The sequence below is a fragment of the Leptospira semungkisensis genome, assembly GCF_004770055.1.
Classification (GTDB): Bacteria; Spirochaetota; Leptospiria; order Leptospirales; family Leptospiraceae; genus Leptospira_B; species Leptospira_B semungkisensis.
Genome location: NZ_RQEP01000005.1, coordinates 818487 through 835123 on the forward strand (window position 1 = coordinate 818487; position 16637 = coordinate 835123).

The following is a 16637-nucleotide window of genomic DNA, read 5'->3' on the forward strand; positions in this document are numbered from 1 at the left end:
AAATTTCGTAATGAATGAGCGCTCGGTGTCGGGCGCTTTTTCAAAAGAACATTTCTAAGGTTTGGAATTTCCACTTCCAGATCTTCTCGGAAGAATTTCCCGCCAAGATCAATCCTCCTCCATACTGAAGTATAGAGGTCACGGATCCTAAAATATCAGTAGAATAATTCGCCAATGCGAGAAGTACGTCGCCTTCTTCGCTTATTGATAATGCGTATGCGAGTTCTCCTTCCTGGGGCCGAAGGATAGAAGGAAGTGCAGCTATAGCTTTCTTGACCACAGGATAATCTTGGATCTTATCCATTCCTAAATGTCTGGGAGAAGAAAGAGCGATCCAAAAATGATTCTCTTCGTCCGAGCTGATCAATGCTGGACTTCCTGGCAAATTGGTGATCATGAATTCGTCTTTACCTGCATTCTTACCTTTTAACCAAAGGCGAGAGATTCTATGTCTGTATTTTTCGGCGTAGATCAAAAATGCACCCGAAGAAGAAAGCCCGATCCCGGTCGGATGATAGGCTCCGTCCAAAATCGCAGTGACTTCTTGGGTTCTTGGATTGTAGGATAAGATTCTTCCGTTTGCTTGGGATTCTAATTCTTCTAGATAGGAATCTTCGTAGGAGAATTTTCTACTCACTTCGGTAAAATAGACCGTTCCGTCGAAACCGATCACAAGACCATAAAGATTTTTTAATGGATTTCCTTCGGAGTCTTCTCTTACTAGAACATTCTCCTTTCCAGCGCTGTCGTAAAAGGCAAGTCCGAGTCCGGAGACGCAGGCGACTAGATTTCCTTTTCCGTCGAAGGCAAGCCCGAGAGGACGTCCCGAAGTTTTTGCGAATACTTCAGGGACACTGTCCGTCTTGATCCTATAGATATTCCCATCCGAAGAACCAGTATAGATGGATCCTTTTGCATCCACTGCCAATCCGAAAGGCTGTTTAATAGGAGAATCCACATTAACAGGTTTAGAAAAAAGTAATATATCTCTCTCACCTTGAGAGATCGGCGAATTTACGGAGTATGGGATTGGATCCGTCTTATTCCATCCTATGAGTAACGTGACTCCTAGGGCGAATAAAACGAAAAGAATAGAGAAAAGTCCTCTAAGTATATGCCTGGTGGAAAGAAATTTGAGCATTAAACATGACCGTGAAAAACGGGTCTTTGCCTCAAACTATTTCTCAGCACTTCAAAATGTAAATGAAAACCGGTTGCTCTTCCGGTCATTCCCACCTCTCCGATGAGTTGTCCCTTCTTTACTTTGGTTCCGGGAGGCACCAATAATTTGCTAAGATGTCCGTACTTAGTCTCATAACCGAGAGGATGCTTTAGTACGATTAAACTTCCATAGCCTCCCTTTGATCCGGAGAAGGAAACGACTCCGTCTGCCGAAGCATAAACTGGGGTTCCTTCTTCTGCCGCTAGATCGATTCCACCATGAAATGTATCTTTCTTGGTGAATGGGTCCTTCCTCTTTCCATAACGTGAACTGACGCGACCTTCTTCCGCTAAAGGGTTCGAAAAAACCAAACCGTAAAAAAAGTTTTTCTCTTCTTTAGGTAGACCTCTTCCTGGAACGAACCAGGACTTTCTCTGGTCATCATAATATAAGAACTTGGGAGAGATGTGAAAGCGGGATGCGACCTTTCTTCTATTCGAATCATCCGAAGAGGTTTCCTCGGAATCGTATACTCCGCGCATATTCGGGATCAATAACTCCATGCCAGGATAAATATCTTGGGGTGAAGCCAACTGATTCACGGAAGAGAGAGTGTCCAGATCCATTCCGGTTCTGGCCATGATCTTAAAGAATGTGTCTTGCTTTCCGACCTTGTAACTCAGGAAACGGAGAGGGACAAGATTCTTCTTCTCCAGATTAGAAACGGATACTTGCAGGTTGTATTTCACTTCTTCTCGGACTCGAATGATCTTAGAATCGGAATATTCTAAGCTTCGCAGAGGAACTAGATCATATACGGCCAAAAGATCTGCATCTAGGATGAATGATAAAATGAAAATAAGAGAAGCTTTCGCGAATCGAAAGGAATGTCTTTCAAAAGAAGGCATATCATCAATCTATTCGGCAGAAATTAAAAAAACAATGACGCAAAAAATCCCCGGTAAATGATTGGAGGGGCTCCCGGAATGGATTTGGAAATCGAAGACCAAAAGCGGAATAAAGGCAAAGATATATTTGTCCTAGGACTGATTCAAGTTTTTGTACTATTCTTAGGGATGCTTCTATACCAAGAGATCACAAAATTACAGATAGAGACTGCTCTCTCCTTCAAGACTCCCAAACAAAGCTTCTATAAGACAAAAGAGGTTTCAGAAACGGTTCCCCAGACGATCGCTTGGAAAGAACCAGCTTCTGTCGAAAGAGCTCTAAGGGATTACACTGAGTTTGTGATCACCAAGAGGCCTTGGTTCCTCTCTGTGGACCGTATTATCTGGGGACTTTGCTTCCTCGTCCCTGCTTACTTATTCATTCGAAAGATCGCAAATGTAGAGGTCGCTGATTTCAGCGACAGTTTGGGGGGAAGGGGATTTCTTGCAGGAATCGTAACCGGTTTTGCTACATTCTGTTTTGTGAATGTATTTAGCGGACTGATCTTCTTTTTTATAGGCAAACCTCAATCCAATCATCTGGAACTTATTCTTTCTCAAAATCTACAAGGTAACTGGAGATTGTTGACCTGGGCCATGCTTGCAATCAGCTTCGGGGCCGGGATCTTAGAAGAAACATTCTTTAGAGGATTCCTTCTCAAACATTTCATAGAAAAGGATATGCCCAATATAGGCTTATTCATTACTTCAGTGATTTTCGGAGTCGTGCACTATAGCGCAGGAGGTTCCTTAGTCGGACCATTCTTGCTTATTTTTGTAGGTCTTTCTTTCGGTCTTTCATATTTAAAAACGGCTAATATATGGGTCCCGATCACGGCTCATATTACGTACAATAGTTCTATGCTATTAGCAGCATTCTTCTTGGGAAATCGGGTGTCTTAATGAAAGTAAATTATAAATCTATAAAATATACCGCTGTCTTTATCTCATTTCTTTCTATTTCTTCTTCTGTATTTGCAGGAGAAGTATTCGAGCTAGAAGGAGATCCTGGAGAGAACGATACTCGGATCATTTCGGCATTAAACAGACTCACTTATGATCGTGTTGTCTCTGACAAGAATACGAAAGGATTCGCTTATAGATACGTTACTAAATGGTATTCTCCTCTTGTGTTGGATGTCTACGTTTTAGGGCTAGCAAAAAGAGATAAGATGAGTATAATCCGGGTAGAGTCTCCTAAAAAAGGAGCAGAAAGAGTATTTCGTAATTTTCTAATGGAAGAATTGACTAAGAAGGAAATTACGGGAGGCTTTGGAGCCAACTCCAGGAACTTAGACGACTACGCGGATGGAAAATTAGAACCTTATAATAAAAACTATCTCTATAGCGGTTCTCTGGCATTGATCCAACCTGCGGCTTCGGTTTACTACAATGCAAATAGATCTCCTGTATATGGCGGATCCGATCGTTTGAAAGGAATGTTCGGCTATATCATGTTGGATCTTTTACTTGCCGGACTCGGTTACTATTATGCAACCACTACGATGGAAAAGAACAGTGCATTGGATAATTTCATGCATAAGCCTTCGCCTTCCGGAAATGTTTTGGATTCTCCAGGAGGAGGAGTGTTTCTGGGCTTGTTGATCATTCCTAGGATCTATAGATTGATCGGTGGAATGCAAGATACATATACTCATAATCGGATCATGGAGATCTCTGCGTCTAAATCCTTCTAAGAAAGATCATGCTTAGAAATCTTTTCTCTAGTTTACTTCCTGACGGAAGCTTTTCGTTTTCCTCCTATTTCCGGATCAAAGGAAGAAGATCTCTTTATCTTTATTGTGTGATTACCGGGATCGTATCCGGTCTCGGCGCCTTCTTATTTTCTAGAGCTCTTGCTTGGGCAGAATATATTTCTTTAGAATCCATAGCAGGCTTGCAAGAAACTCATTCCGGAGGAGAATACTACGTTTCTTTACAGCCCATGTCTTCTCTTCTATTGGGAAGATGGGCACTTTTGTTTTTACCGGTGATCGGTGGTTTGATCACCGGTTGGATCGTTTGGAAATTCTCGCCGGATTCTTCTGGGACAGGAACCGATTCATTGATAGATTCCTTTCATAATAAAGAAGGAAAGGTAGATCCCAAGGTCCCTATCATAAAATCTATTGCGACAGTATTTACTCTCTCTTCTGGAGGAAGTGGAGGTAAAGAAGGCCCTATTTCTTTAATAGGCGCGGGTTTCGGTTCCTTAGTTGCAAATCTTACTAAAGCAGGGGCAAGAGCGAGAAGGACATTGCTACTTGCGGGAACTGCAGGAGGATTGGGCGCCATATTCCATGCTCCGTTAGGCGGTGCTTTAACCTCAGTAGAGATGGTCTATCGCGAAGACATTGAAAGTGATTCCTTGGTACCTTGTATTATATCTTCCGTAACTGCATTTTTGATCTACTCCTCCTTAAACGGTTTTGGTGCAGTATATAAGGTTCCGGAGATAGGATTCGAAGCGTATAAGGAACTAGTCTTTTATCTAATCCTAGGAATCGTTTGCTATCTAAGCGGAGCATTTCTCATCCGAAGCTTTCAATTCATGCAAGATTGGTCTAAGACCTGGGCATTTCCGATCTGGCTTAAACCTGCGATTGGAGGAATTCCAGTTGGTATCATCGGTTATTTCTTGCCGGAAGTAATCGGAACAGGTGCCGGCTTTTTGCAAAATATTTTAGAAGGAACGTATCAATTCGAGAATACGATCGGTTCCTTCTTCCAAGCGATCGGTCTCGCTAAGAACATCGAAGCGGATCATATTCAATTTTTTGCAAACGATTTGAGTGTGCATGTAGACGTGTTTATCGTGCTTTGCTTTCTTCTATTTGCTCTTCTGAAAATTATGACCACGTCATTTACGATCGGGACCGGCGGTTCTGCGGGAATGTTCGGACCTTCCTTATTTATAGGAGGAATGTTAGGAGGTGCAGTAGGCACTCTCGCTAAATTGATCCTTGGATACAAGGTTTCGATCGCTTCCTTTGTACTTGTGGGTATGGGCGCATTCTATGCGGGGATTGCAAGTGCTCCCATTGCGGGCATGGTGATGATCTGCGAAATTATCGGTAGTTACTATCTTCTTCCCCCATTGATGATCGTATCCATCACCACATTTGTGCTTTCTCATAAATTGCATTTGTATAAAAGCCAAAAAGGGACCCGTTTTCAATCGCCTGCCCATTACTGGGATATGAATCGGGATCTTTTAGAAGAGATCCGTATTTCAGACATTGCGGACAAACTTAGGAATATTGCGGTGATCCGCTCTTCTTCTCTTCTCTCGAGTTTGGAAGAAGATTCAATCAAGATCAATGCCAGCGATTATATCGTTCTGGACCCGGAGGGGAAATATTTCGGGATGCTTTCTCTTAGAAACATCAGATTACATTCCGAGGGCCGGGCGCTCACAAAAAACTTAGTCCTTGTGGGGGATGTGGCTGACGTCTCCATTCGCCCGATTTCTACTTCTACGAGCCTTGCTAATGCCTTCAAAACTCTTTTGGAGAATAGCATGGATAAAATCCCGGTAGAAGATCAGGGAAATTATCTAGGTTACCTAAGATACGCGGATATAATTGCGATTTATTTCGAGAGAACCAGGACTTCTCGCCCAGTTTCTTCTTAAAACTCCCTTCTTTTGCCGATTTGAGCTCTTTCAGAAAAATATATGTAGCGTTCATTCTTTTATGAAAATAGCATATTATCATAAAAATTCTTAATATTTCATTAAATTTCACCCTAAATCAGCTTAGGGCTCTTTTTTTGATTTTACTCGACAATTTTGGCCTTTGGACTAAGATACGGAAAATTTTTAAAAAATAACTGATGTGTAATAAAGAGATCAGCCATTTCTAACTGTTAGGAATTAAAGTAAGACTTGGTTCAATCAGGAAGGGACAATGCGAAACAAGCTATTTAGTAAAGAAATTATCTCCAATGCGAGACTTACCTTCGCGTTTCTATTGGGGATTCTGGGAGCCGGTTCTTCCGAACTTGCTGCCGGGAGCTATGGGGACATCTACGGTGCTCACCCGACCGCAGCCGGAATGGCGGGCGCTCAAACTGCTACCGTAAACAACTCGTCCGCAGTTTTTTATAACGTTGCGGGACTCGGAAGAATGAATGAGGCGGACCTATTCTCCGCATATTTAGACCAAAGAGATAAGGATAAAGAAGCGGCAGCAAATGCTCCGGATGCTCCTAAGGATGCACAAGGCAATCCAATTCCTCAGGATGGAGGTCCGGTTCTAGCAAGTGATGTCCAAGATACACCAGGAACAACTGGTCCTTGGTACAAGAGAGCTTGGTATAACTTAAAAGATGGAATGTTTACTTACAGACCTCTTCCTCGCCCGACTCGCCCTTTGCATGAAGTTACATTCTTAGGAACGTACGCAAATCCGACTCTAAAGAACAACGCTCCTAAGAACGAGAACACAAAGAACCCTGACGATAGCTTTGTCGGTTTGGGTTTCACTATGAACTTGAATGAGATCTTCGATGTAGGTAGAACGATCCGTTTCGGTTTGAACGCAATTCTTCCTGCTACCGGAAACTTGATGGTAGTGAACGACCAGAACCCAACTGTTCCTAGATACTTGCAGTCAGGAAAGAGCGATGAACGTCCTACCATCATGGCGGGTGTGGGAGTCGAGCTTTGGAAGGATCGTCTCTTTGCGGGTATCGGTATGACTGCGTTAGCAGGAGGTTCCGGTGCTATCTTATTGAAAGACGTTCCGATTTCTCCGGATCCAGTGCAGGCAAACTCTCAAGTAGTATTGACATTAAAGCCAATGATCAATCCTACATACGGTCTTCAGTTTACTTATGGTAAATGGAATATGGGGGTCTCTTACAAGAGAGAAACTTATTTATCTGCGGATCCGATTCCTGCAAGAGCACAAACCACTCTCTTAGGGATCCAATTGGATTTCGATCTTGCTCTTTTGGACCAGTACAACCCTAGAGTTTATTCTTATGGAGTCGGTTTCAGACCATTCCAAAAGATCCTAATCAACTTCGATATCAACAGAGAGCAGTGGAGTCTTTATCAGCTTTCTCGTATCAAAGAAAAATATTCCGAGCCTCTTAATTTTCATGATACTACGAACTATCGTTTGGGAGCTGAGTATGCTTTCCGTCCTTCCGTTAAGTTTAGAGCTGGTATAGGTAAGAGACCTAGTCCTGTTCCTATATATCATGGAGCGAATAACTGGATGGATAATGATCGTATCATTTATAGCGTAGGGTTCTCTTATCTGTTTAGTGGAAGGAACTATGCCTTCTTAAAAGACAGGCTCAGAAATCCTGTGATCTTCGACTTTGCGATCATGAACCAACAATTGTCCAGCGTTGGAGTTACAAAATATAATCCTACGGATAGAAATCCTAGCTATAGCTATGGTGGATATATTTGGTCCTTCAACTTTTCAGTGAGTTTATTCTTCTAAACCTTCCCGATTCGGGCTTAATTAAATAACGTTCGTTATCCGATAGCCCCTTATGCGAGGCGGAAATTCATCCGCCTCGATTCTTTTTCTTGACCGACCGAACGCTATAGAGAAATTCGAAGACGGTTTAGAGATGGAAAAGAATATCATAGAGTTAATCACTCCCGTTTTCTTCGTATTAGCTGCTGTTGAAGTGCTTTGGTCCTTATTCGGATCCAAACCCTTTTATAGATTTAAAGATTCCGTGAACAATCTATCCGCTGGGATATTCATGCAAGTGTTCACAGTGTTCATTACCCTGGGCTTGATGGCGGTCTATTCCTGGGTATATGCAAAATTTGGAATTTTCAATATTTCTAATGGATCCTGGATAGCTTGGGTTCTCTGCTATGTATTGGCGGATTTTTTCTATTATTGGTATCATAGATTCGGACATGAGATTAATATTTTCTGGGCTTCTCATGTGGCTCACCACCAAAGTGAGGATTATAATTTCACCGTCGCTTTACGTCAGGGAGTTCTTCAGAATACATTCTCTCTCCCTTTCTATCTTCCTTTAGCGGTGATGGGATTTCCTCCAGTCATGTTCATTCTATGTATTCAGATCAATTTTGCGTATCAGTTCTGGCTGCATACTCGCGCTATTCCCAAGCTTGGGATCTTTGAGTGGGTTTTCAATACACCTTCTCAACACAGAGTGCATCACGGAAGAGATCCTAAATATATTGATAAGAATTATGCGGGAACTTTCGCGATCTGGGATAGAATGTTCAGTTCTTTTAAAGAAGAAGAGGAAGAGCCTATCTTTGGGATCGTTAAACCTATGCAGACTTGGAGTCCTATTTGGGCGCAATTTCATTACTTCGAAGAACTTCTTCTTCTCTCATTGAAAACCAAGAACTGGAAGGATAAGTTTAAGGTTTGGATCATGCCTCCAGGATGGAAGCCTGCCGATCTGGGAGAGTCAGTGGTTCCTCCTGAGATCGATAGAGTGAATTATAAAAAATTCAATACTGAGATCCCTTATACTCTTACTCTTTATAGCATTACTCAATTCTTCTTTGGATTGGGTGCCGCTATGGTGTACATCGAATTTAAGAAGGAACTTCCTCTCTTAGAGATGATTGTTCTGGGATTCTATGTTCTTTGGACTCTTTGGAATATCGGAGCAATCTTTGAATTAAAGACTTCCGGAATGGTTTCTGAGCTGATCCGTTTGGCTTCGATAGCTGCTTTGACTTATGTGTATCCTTTCGACTTCACTCATGTGGAGAAGTTGTTAAAGATCCTACCTTTGCAGACCTTGCAATATCTTCCGACTCTGATGCAACAGATTGCGTTGATCTCTTTCTGTGTATTGGGAGGATTCCTGATCTCTCAGAAAAGATTCTTTAGCATCAAAGGTTATTCTCCTAAGACGGTTTAGGTCCTAAATTGTATCACTGAGTTTCTTTTGAGAAGCGCCTTAGTCCTAAGGCGCTTTTTTATTCTTAGAAAATAAATTGACGAGACTCTCTAAGGAGAGTATCCACTTAGAACCTATGATTTCTCGGTTCTATCGCTCGATCTTCCTTCTTGTTCTACTGCTTTTATCCGGTTTTGGTTCCCAAGCCCAAGAATCGGGTCCTGCCGAAGGCGATGCTCCAGTTGCAATTACCGGCGAAGAGAAAGGCTCTAAGAATCCGATCCAAGTCTCCTACGCCAGGATCGATTCCGTTCTATTGTATTCGGACTTGGTTTATGTAACTCGACAAACAGAAGTTAAACTTCCCGCCGGTTCTTCTGAAGTTCTTTTGGGAGAAGTTCCTATCTCTTCCTTAGATAAGAGTGTGATCGTAACTTTTACCGATCCAAGTAAGAAATTCAAGATCAAAGGGATCCGAGTCTTGGAGAAGGCTTCTCGCAGAAAGAAATCGCAAGAAGCGGAAGACCTAGAAAAGAGAAAGGATGCCTTACTGCTTACCATGTCTACCAAGTCGAGGGAAGTGCAGGATCTTTTAGACTGGGAGACTTCGTTAAAGTCCATCAAGCCAACGATTAGAGAAGAGCAAGGCGCAGTGGAGAAGATAGACTCCGAAAATTTTTCCGGCTTTCGCAAGACCTATGCGGATCTTGTAGAAGGAAATACCAAACTTCGTTTAACAAAACTTGAAGAATTGGATCGTATTCGAGAAGAATTCTATATCGTAACAACTAAACTCTCTCATCTTGCAGAAGGAGATACACTTCGCAGAAAGGAGATTAGGATCGATGTCGAATCAGATGCAGCTTCTACCTTTCCTTTTGAATATAAATATTTGATCCGAGGTGCGATCTGGTATCCTCGCTATACGTTGGAGCTTCAACCGAATGGACAAGAGGCGGAGCTTGGTTGGCATGCATTAGTCCGCAACGAGACTGGAGAAGATTGGAAGAATGTAAGGTTAGAATTTTCCACTGCTAACCCGAACCAAGATATTGATTTGCCCGAGTACAAAGAGCAAAGAATCAGTACAGTGCAAACCTATGTCCCAGCGAATGAATATTATCCTTCTGCGGAGAATATGTATAACAGAGATGTAGCTCCTTCTCCTAGCGCAGGTGCTGCTGCTTCACCTAAGAAAGAATCGAAGAGAATGGCTCCTGCAAAACCGATGGCTCAAAAGGCAAAGGCAGATTCTGCGAAGGAAGTATATGCGCAGGATCGATTGGAAGCGCAAAGTCCTTTGCAACAATCCAGAGCTCTTATCGAGGGAAATTATAAAGACAGATCCAATTCTCTTCGAGTGGAAGAGAATATGAACCAACTCCAAGGTGAGTTGGTAAATCAGAAACATAGTTTTGATCGTGGCTCGTACGAAGAGTCGATTCGTTATGGCAAAGAAGCTCTCAGAAGATTTTCCAGTTTGAGAGAAAGCTCTCGAAAAGAACTGAAAGAATTGGAAAATGAAGTGCAGAATCTCTTAAACAGATCTTCTCAACTGAATTCGGATAAGAAATATTCAAATCATCTGATTGCTCCAGGAGTTTCTTCAGAAGGTTTTGATTTCAGATATGTAGCTCAATCCAGAGAGAGAATTCCATCGGATCGAACTTTGAACCGAGTATTCTTGAGAAAGAGGATGGTTTCGGTTCAGCCTGGCTACGAGACTTCTCCTTTAACAAGTGAAGATGTTTTTCTAAATATTGTATCTTCGAATTCGGAGAATGAACCTCTCTTAGCTGGACCTCTAGAAATTTATTCGGGTGAAAATCTACTCGGGACCACTTCTGTTTCTACCTTAAAACCGGGAGAGACCATTCGAATGGAACTCGGTCCTGATAAAGATATCAAAGTGGTTCGAAGAGAAGAGAAATTGGAAGATAAGTCCGGGATTATCTCTCGCAGAAAAACGGTCCGCTATAAAGTCTCGGTCAATGTGAAGAACAACAAGAGAAGGTCAGTTCCTATTCGTTTGATCGATCGGGTCCCGTATACTGTGGATGATAGTGTGGAGATCAAGTGGACCCAAGGTGCAGATAAGCCTTTAAGTAAATCCGAAGAAGGGATCTTGACTTATGAATTCGAGTTGGGAGCCGGAGCGAGTAAGAAAGTCGAATTCGAATATACCGTCTCTTATCCTGCTGATAACGTATTAAGAGATTCTTTCGGAAACGGATCCTACTGAGGTAAGAAAATGAAACATTCAATAAATATAATGAACCAAAATATATACAGATTCTCGATCGCATTTCTTACATTGATATCTGTTCCGATTCTCGCCAAGGAAACGGTATTGCCTATTAAAGAGGTTACCGTCCATCAAGGAACCGCACAGATCTTAAGGACCGGAAAGGTCCAATTGGAACCTGGGGCAAATAAAATAGAGATCTCTTATCTTCCTGTTTCTCTTTTAGAAGAAACATTGACTGCGAGCGTAAGTGCTCCTCAGGTAGAGGTCACAGGTTCCAGAACATGGAAAGAAGAAGGGACAGCATCTTCTAATCCGGAAGTAGCTCAGTTGCAAAAGAAAGTCCAAGGGATGGAAAAGGAACTCGAAAGTATATTAGCAAAAGAGAATGATATAAAAGCGGAGAAAGAGCTTTTAGAGGAGTTCAGGACAAAGGTTTCCGAATCGGTAGGCCGCAATCTCTTGTATGGAAGAGTAGAAGAGGACGGAAAGCAATGGGGAAACTATTTGAAAAGGACCAGAGACGACGCAGTCAGTCTATTTGCTGCTTGGGAAAAGATAGAGAAAGCAAAACAAAGATTGCAAACCGATTTAGAAGAGGCACGAGCTCAACTGACTATTTTACTTTCCCAAGCCGAGAAGAGTACTCGTATCACTTGGGTTCAGATCGTAAACACTAGTTCTGAAAATAAGACAGTCGATCTTCGTCTTAGTTATCTCGTATCAAATGCTGACTGGAGACCCGCGTATATTCTTACTGCAGAGGATTCATTGAGCAAGGCTCGCTTGGAGTATATTGCGGAGATCCGCCAAGAAACAGGAGAAGATTGGAAGGGAGTTCTTCTTCTTTTATCCACCACTCGTCCTGATCTTTCTTTGAGAAGGAATCGTCTTCGTCCACAAAGACTATTCGATATAGAAACTCAATCGAAGCAAGAGGTTCTAGTAAATCAATCGCAAGCAGTAGGGGCCGCTCAGGTTGCCGACGAAGAATCCAATCTTCCTGCTTCGAACGATGCTGGTTCTTCCAGCGAAAGAGGAAGCGGTTTCTTGTTTAGATTACCCAAAGCGATTTCATTGGCTTCTCAGAAAGAGTCCAGAAAGTTCGAGATGCTTGCATTTACTGCTCCGATCAAGGTGAGAACTGTCGCAGCACCTCGGTATAAGCCGTTTCCTCTTTTGGAAGCGGATTTGCAGAATATAGGAGATTTTCCGATCCTACCTGGAGAAGTTTCCTTGTTCAGAAGTTCAGGTCTTGTAGGAAGAACCAAGATCGGATATGTGAGTCCGAAAGACACGTTAACCGTTTCTTTAGGAACGGAAGGAAGTCTTAGATTATCTTACCGTAAGGAAACGAATCAAACTAGAGAAGGGATTATCTCCAGCCAAAAAGTCTTCGAAAGAAGGGTATATCTTAGTTTGGAAAATTTCGGAAAGGAAAGTAAGACTGTGATCATCAGGGATCAGATCCCGATCTCAGAAGTAGCTAGCGTGAAAGTGGAAGTGAATCGAGACTCTACTACTTCCGGCTCTAAGGAATATCGGACGAATTCAGGCATCTACGAATGGAATTTGGAAATTCCTCCATCCGGAAAGAAAGAGATTAAATTGGAATACAGGGTAACCTGTCCGAGCGAATTCGATCTGAATTTCTTGCAGTAGAGAATTATAAAATATTAAAGTAAAAGATCAGTCTTTGACTGATCTTTCTCCGCTTTTGTCTACTGGGTTCGGGATGCCTTGCATGTCCCAAAGTTCTAATTCTAAATTTAAAGAAAGATTTTTCGGGAGATGGATTTTGAAGATTCCGTCTCCTTTCTGATCAACAAAGCAAGCCTGATCTGTTCGGATGACATTTTCCGGATGAGATGCCCGATGCACATTCCAGTCCTTTGGATCGGAAGAAGGGGAGACGACCTGTTTTAAATTTAATAGTACGCATTGGTTGTTAGAATTCGCATTTTCGAATTCAAATCTTACCCCGTACAGATTTTCCTCGCGATCAGTGGGAAGCTTGTCTATTTGAATGATTCTCACCTTAGGAGTTTTTCGGTCTGTATTTGTTTTCGCGCGTTTAGCAACAGACTCTTGTTTTAATAGATCATCCACTGCAGAATAAAAATCGCTGTCTCCATCCACGTTATAATACTTACCGTTTCCACTTTTTGCCAATGACTCCATGATCTTTTTTTCATCCGGCTTAAGTCCAAGACCGAGTACGTGCATTTTGAAATCGATTCCCTTTTGCTTTAAGATCTTAAGTTCTTTTTCAGGATCTCCATAACAACTTTCTACTCCGTCGGTCACGAGGATTAACTCTGTTGGGATCTTTCTTTTGCTAATATAATCTCCCGCGATGCGAATAGATTCTGCTAAAGGAGTCGCTCCAGAAGGTGTCAGACCGAAGAGCTTGTTCCTGAATTGAGGTTTATTTCCTTTTTCTAATGGTTGATACAGTCTCGATGACTGGCATCCGGGAAGACGATTTCCATAAGCGATAAATCCGATCTCAGTTTCCTCAGGCAATTGGTCCGCATAGTGTCTTACATATTTCTTGGCGAGATGGATCTTTTGGTAGATCCCTAAATACTCGTTCATGGAACCGCTAGCATCTAAAATGAATAACTTTGCAGATTCAGTAGGAGAAGGAGCAGCTAGTTCCGGCGCAGAAGACAAGGAGGAGATTTGAAAGAAAGAACATAGTACGAACAAAATCGCTGAGATCTGAAAAGAACTCGGCTTTATATTCTTCTGATCATCGGAAAGCTGAAAAAGGGAAAGCATAGTACGAGCCGGTTAATCCTCTTATCGGCGGCGCAAAATATTTCCTTAGTCTAAACTCTGGATTCTAGTTATGTCGGGTTCGGGGTTCTTATGTTGTCTTTCGATTCCAATACGAAAGCTGAGGATAAGATCCATCTTCTCCGAAGCGAACTCGCACGCAAGAAACCGAGCCATACTCCAAGACTAATCGAAATGAGTTCTCTAAAGGAAGTCCTAAGGCAGACGCCGCTGCACATCGTATTGGGCCTCCATGACTGACCCAGATTTCCTTGTATTCGGAGGCCTCTCCTTCTTCTTTTTTGAGTTTCTCCCAGCTTCTTCCTTCTTGCAAGGAATCGGACCAGGATCCTAAGATTCTCGTTTGGAGTTCTTGGTATGTTTCTCCTGAGGGAGGTCTTCGATTTACGTAATCTTCCATCCAAGGTTCCGTTTCGGATCTTGGAATTTCTTCCCACAAGCGTCCTTCCCAATCTCCGAAATTGAGTTCTTGGATTCTTTCGTCTACCTTCCAAGCAGGAGAAAAGGAAGAAGATTCCATTCTCTTGCTGATGAATTCGGCAAGGCTATAGCAACGAAACAATGGGCTCGTACGGATGGAATGAACTTGAGAAGGCAACAGTCTTAGGACGTCCTCCGCTTCCTTCTCAAAGCTAGAAGGGAGGCCAAGATCCGTTTTTCCATAGCAAGTACCAGGTTCGACTTCCGGTGTCGTATGACGTACTAAAATGATTTCCATGCCGAAAGGATTCCGATCAGATAAAGGATTTCAGTTACCTGTTGCACAGCTCCCAGACAATCTCCTGTATAACCTTCTAACCATCTCTTGTAGAAGTTGCGAAGATATAAGAACCCGAAGGATTGGAGTAAGAATGGAAATAGGATAAATCCCAGCACTAATTTAGAAGGCAAGCTGGAAAGATAAAAGAATCCGAACCACGGTAGAAATCCCCATACCGCCCCGATGAGCACGTTCGAAGTCTTCATATTCTTTACTATAGGCTTTGCCTTGGAAAGTTCATCTTCCCTTGCGTAAGGAATGGCCTTAGTCATCAAAAGTGCCCAGAATCTACTAGAAGAATGAGATGCAAAAATTGTAATGAACAAGATCTCAATGGAGAGTCCGCTCATCGATCTATAGCAGGTGAATTTCAGAAGAAGGACTAGAATAATCCCGATCGTACCGAACGCGCCGATCCTACTATCCTTCATAATATCTAAGATCTTAGTCTTGGTCCATCCTCCACCGAACCCATCACATACATCGGTGAATCCGTCTTCGTGGAACGCTCCCGTGATTAAAACGGAAGCGGCCATAGATAGTACGACACTTACTTCCCAAGGCAAAGAAAGATTTGCGAACCAAAGAACCAGGCTCGAGAGAAAAGCAACGATCCATCCTACGAACGGAAAGTACCGGGAAGAAGAAGCAAGATATTCTTCGGAATGTTCCACCCAACCGGGCACAACGATTCGAGTATTGTATCTTACCGAAGAAAGGAAAATAATCAGTTCTTTTCGAATGAGTCCGAGCATGCAGATCCGAGATTAAACTTCCCGGAGATTCAGGCAGCGAGAATTTCTTCTCGCATCACTCCTTTTTCTCGGAAACTCCCGCTGATTCGAAACTCGCCATCTCTCTCAAAAACGCTAAGGAAGACGCTAAGATCGGATAGGCTAAAGCGCATCCGGTTCCTTCTCCCAAGCGAAGACCTAAATCCAGTATTGGATCGGCGTCAAAGAATTCTAAGATCAGTCTATGACCTTGTTCGGAAGAACGATGAGCGAAGACTGCGTTGCGAACGATCTTAGGATCGATCATGAAAGCGGTTAAGAATGCGGAGCTTGCAATAAAACCATCTACTAGTATCAAACGGTTTTCCTTGTAAGAAGCCAACATAGCTCCGCACATCATTGCAATTTCGAAACCTCCAAATTTGGAAAGCACTTCGATCGGGTCCTTTGCGTTGACCGGATGTTTTTCTCTGCATTGGCTTAAGATCAGTTTCTTGCGAGAAAGCGCTTGGTCGTCCAAGCCGGTTCCTCTTCCCGCCAATTCCTCCGCACTGCGATCCAAGAATACGGATGCAAGCAAGGAAGCACTAGAAGTGTTACCGATTCCCATTTCACCGAAACCGATCACATTGCAAGAAGAAGGGACCTTGGTCTTTGCGATCTCACCACCGATTCGGATAGCTTCTTCGCATTCTTCTCTTGTCATTGCAGGTTCGTTTAGAATATTACGAGTTCCTGATGCAATTTTTGCGGGAATAAAATTAGGATGAGTTTGCTCGAAATTTCCGGCTACTCCGGCGTCTACTACGAGCAAACGAATATCATGCTGTTTGCAAAATACGTTGATTGCGGCTCCACCGTAAAGAAAGTTCAATACCATTTGATAGGTAACTTCCTTAGGATAGGCAGAAACTCCCGAATCTGCTAAGCCATGATCTCCTGCAAAGACTAAAAGGTGAGGGTCTTGCAAGACGGGTTCTATGGTATTTTGAATTGTCCCGATTCTGTAAGCAATGTCTTCTAACTTGCCTAAGGCACCGAGAGGTTTCGTTTTTGTATCGATTTTATGGCGTAATGTTTTGTCTAAATTCAATTGGCGTACTTCTTTTGGTCTAATCACATT

The 16637-nt window shown here is 42.6% G+C and carries 13 protein-coding genes; 7 read left to right on the plus strand and 6 right to left on the minus strand.

Features of this window, described 5'->3' with window-relative positions; all coding sequences use genetic code 11:
* Positions 1-40: 40 nt before the first annotated feature.
* Together EHO59_RS03930 and EHO59_RS03935 are read right to left on the minus strand one after the other, a co-directional pair.
* Positions 41-1141, minus strand: coding sequence for an SMP-30/gluconolactonase/LRE family protein (locus EHO59_RS03930; RefSeq protein WP_135584942.1), 1101 nt, complete (start codon positions 1139-1141; stop codon positions 41-43).
* Positions 1141-2070, minus strand: a complete 930-nt coding sequence (locus tag EHO59_RS03935; RefSeq protein WP_135584943.1) for a M23 family metallopeptidase — start codon at positions 2068-2070, stop codon at positions 1141-1143. The genes EHO59_RS03930 and EHO59_RS03935 overlap by 1 nt, the downstream gene beginning before the upstream one ends.
* A gap of 78 nt (positions 2071-2148) precedes the next feature.
* Between EHO59_RS03935 and EHO59_RS03940 the strand changes: the two genes are divergently transcribed.
* The 7 genes from EHO59_RS03940 (at position 2149) to EHO59_RS03970 (ending at position 12880) form a co-directional block, all read left to right on the plus strand.
* Positions 2149-3012 (plus strand): CPBP family intramembrane glutamic endopeptidase, encoded by an 864-nt coding sequence (locus tag EHO59_RS03940; protein WP_135584945.1) that lies wholly within the window; start codon positions 2149-2151, stop codon positions 3010-3012.
* Positions 3012-3806, plus strand: coding sequence for a hypothetical protein (locus tag EHO59_RS03945; RefSeq protein WP_135584947.1), 795 nt, complete (start codon positions 3012-3014; stop codon positions 3804-3806). The genes EHO59_RS03940 and EHO59_RS03945 overlap by 1 nt, the downstream gene beginning before the upstream one ends.
* 8 nt (positions 3807-3814) lie before the next feature.
* Positions 3815-5743 (plus strand): chloride channel protein, encoded by a 1929-nt coding sequence (locus EHO59_RS03950; protein ID WP_135584950.1) that lies wholly within the window; start codon positions 3815-3817, stop codon positions 5741-5743.
* 274 nt (positions 5744-6017) lie between these two features.
* Positions 6018-7568, plus strand: a complete 1551-nt coding sequence (locus EHO59_RS03955) for an OmpP1/FadL family transporter (RefSeq protein ID WP_135584952.1) — start codon at positions 6018-6020, stop codon at positions 7566-7568.
* Positions 7569-7701: 133 nt separating this feature from the next.
* Positions 7702-8994: a sterol desaturase family protein gene (locus EHO59_RS03960; RefSeq protein WP_135584954.1), complete on the plus strand. Its 1293-nt coding sequence runs from the start codon at positions 7702-7704 to the stop codon at positions 8992-8994.
* 115 nt (positions 8995-9109) lie between these two features.
* A complete protein-coding gene (locus EHO59_RS03965) occupies positions 9110-11215 on the plus strand; it encodes a DUF4139 domain-containing protein (RefSeq protein ID WP_135584956.1) in 2106 nt (701 codons plus the stop codon).
* A 9-nt stretch (positions 11216-11224) separates the two neighbouring features.
* On the plus strand, positions 11225-12880 hold the full coding sequence (locus tag EHO59_RS03970) for a mucoidy inhibitor MuiA family protein (RefSeq protein WP_135584958.1): 1656 nt from the start codon (positions 11225-11227) through the stop codon (positions 12878-12880).
* A gap of 27 nt (positions 12881-12907) precedes the next feature.
* On the opposite strand, the gene EHO59_RS03975 is transcribed toward EHO59_RS03970, so the two are convergent.
* The 4 genes from EHO59_RS03975 to cobT all read right to left on the minus strand — a co-directional run bounded on the left by EHO59_RS03975 (position 12908) and on the right by cobT (position 16634).
* A complete protein-coding gene (locus EHO59_RS03975) occupies positions 12908-14002 on the minus strand; it encodes a vWA domain-containing protein (RefSeq protein ID WP_135584960.1) in 1095 nt (364 codons plus the stop codon).
* An 88-nt stretch (positions 14003-14090) separates the two neighbouring features.
* A complete protein-coding gene (locus EHO59_RS03980; RefSeq protein ID WP_135584962.1) occupies positions 14091-14738 on the minus strand; it encodes a histidine phosphatase family protein in 648 nt (215 codons plus the stop codon).
* Positions 14723-15535, minus strand: a complete 813-nt coding sequence (locus EHO59_RS03985) for an adenosylcobinamide-GDP ribazoletransferase (RefSeq protein WP_135584964.1) — start codon at positions 15533-15535, stop codon at positions 14723-14725. The genes EHO59_RS03980 and EHO59_RS03985 overlap by 16 nt, the downstream gene beginning before the upstream one ends.
* Before the next feature lie 55 nt (positions 15536-15590).
* Entirely contained in the window at positions 15591-16634 is a 1044-nt protein-coding gene (cobT, locus tag EHO59_RS03990) for a nicotinate-nucleotide--dimethylbenzimidazole phosphoribosyltransferase (protein WP_135584966.1), read from the minus strand.
* Between the last annotated feature and the right edge of the window lie 3 nt (positions 16635-16637).

Excerpts from the sequence above, each read along its gene's own strand:
- EHO59_RS03935 (WP_135584943.1), bottom strand. The coding sequence starts at position 2,070 with ATGCCTTCTTTTGAAAGACATTCCTTTCGATTCGCGAAAGCTTCTCTT.
- EHO59_RS03975 (WP_135584960.1), bottom strand. The coding sequence starts at position 14,002 with ATGCTTTCCCTTTTTCAGCTTTCCGATGATCAGAAGAATATAAAGCCG.
- EHO59_RS03980 (WP_135584962.1), bottom strand. The coding sequence starts at position 14,738 with ATGGAAATCATTTTAGTACGTCATACGACACCGGAAGTCGAACCTGGT.
- EHO59_RS03945 (WP_135584947.1), top strand. The coding sequence starts at position 3,012 with ATGAAAGTAAATTATAAATCTATAAAATATACCGCTGTCTTTATCTCA.
- EHO59_RS03940 (WP_135584945.1), top strand. The coding sequence starts at position 2,149 with ATGGATTTGGAAATCGAAGACCAAAAGCGGAATAAAGGCAAAGATATA.
- EHO59_RS03965 (WP_135584956.1), top strand. The coding sequence starts at position 9,110 with ATGATTTCTCGGTTCTATCGCTCGATCTTCCTTCTTGTTCTACTGCTT.
- EHO59_RS03930 (WP_135584942.1), bottom strand. The coding sequence starts at position 1,141 with ATGCTCAAATTTCTTTCCACCAGGCATATACTTAGAGGACTTTTCTCT.
- EHO59_RS03960 (WP_135584954.1), top strand. The coding sequence starts at position 7,702 with ATGGAAAAGAATATCATAGAGTTAATCACTCCCGTTTTCTTCGTATTA.
- EHO59_RS03950 (WP_135584950.1), top strand. The coding sequence starts at position 3,815 with ATGCTTAGAAATCTTTTCTCTAGTTTACTTCCTGACGGAAGCTTTTCG.
- EHO59_RS03970 (WP_135584958.1), top strand. The coding sequence starts at position 11,225 with ATGAAACATTCAATAAATATAATGAACCAAAATATATACAGATTCTCG.
- EHO59_RS03985 (WP_135584964.1), bottom strand. The coding sequence starts at position 15,535 with ATGCTCGGACTCATTCGAAAAGAACTGATTATTTTCCTTTCTTCGGTA.
- EHO59_RS03955 (WP_135584952.1), top strand. The coding sequence starts at position 6,018 with ATGCGAAACAAGCTATTTAGTAAAGAAATTATCTCCAATGCGAGACTT.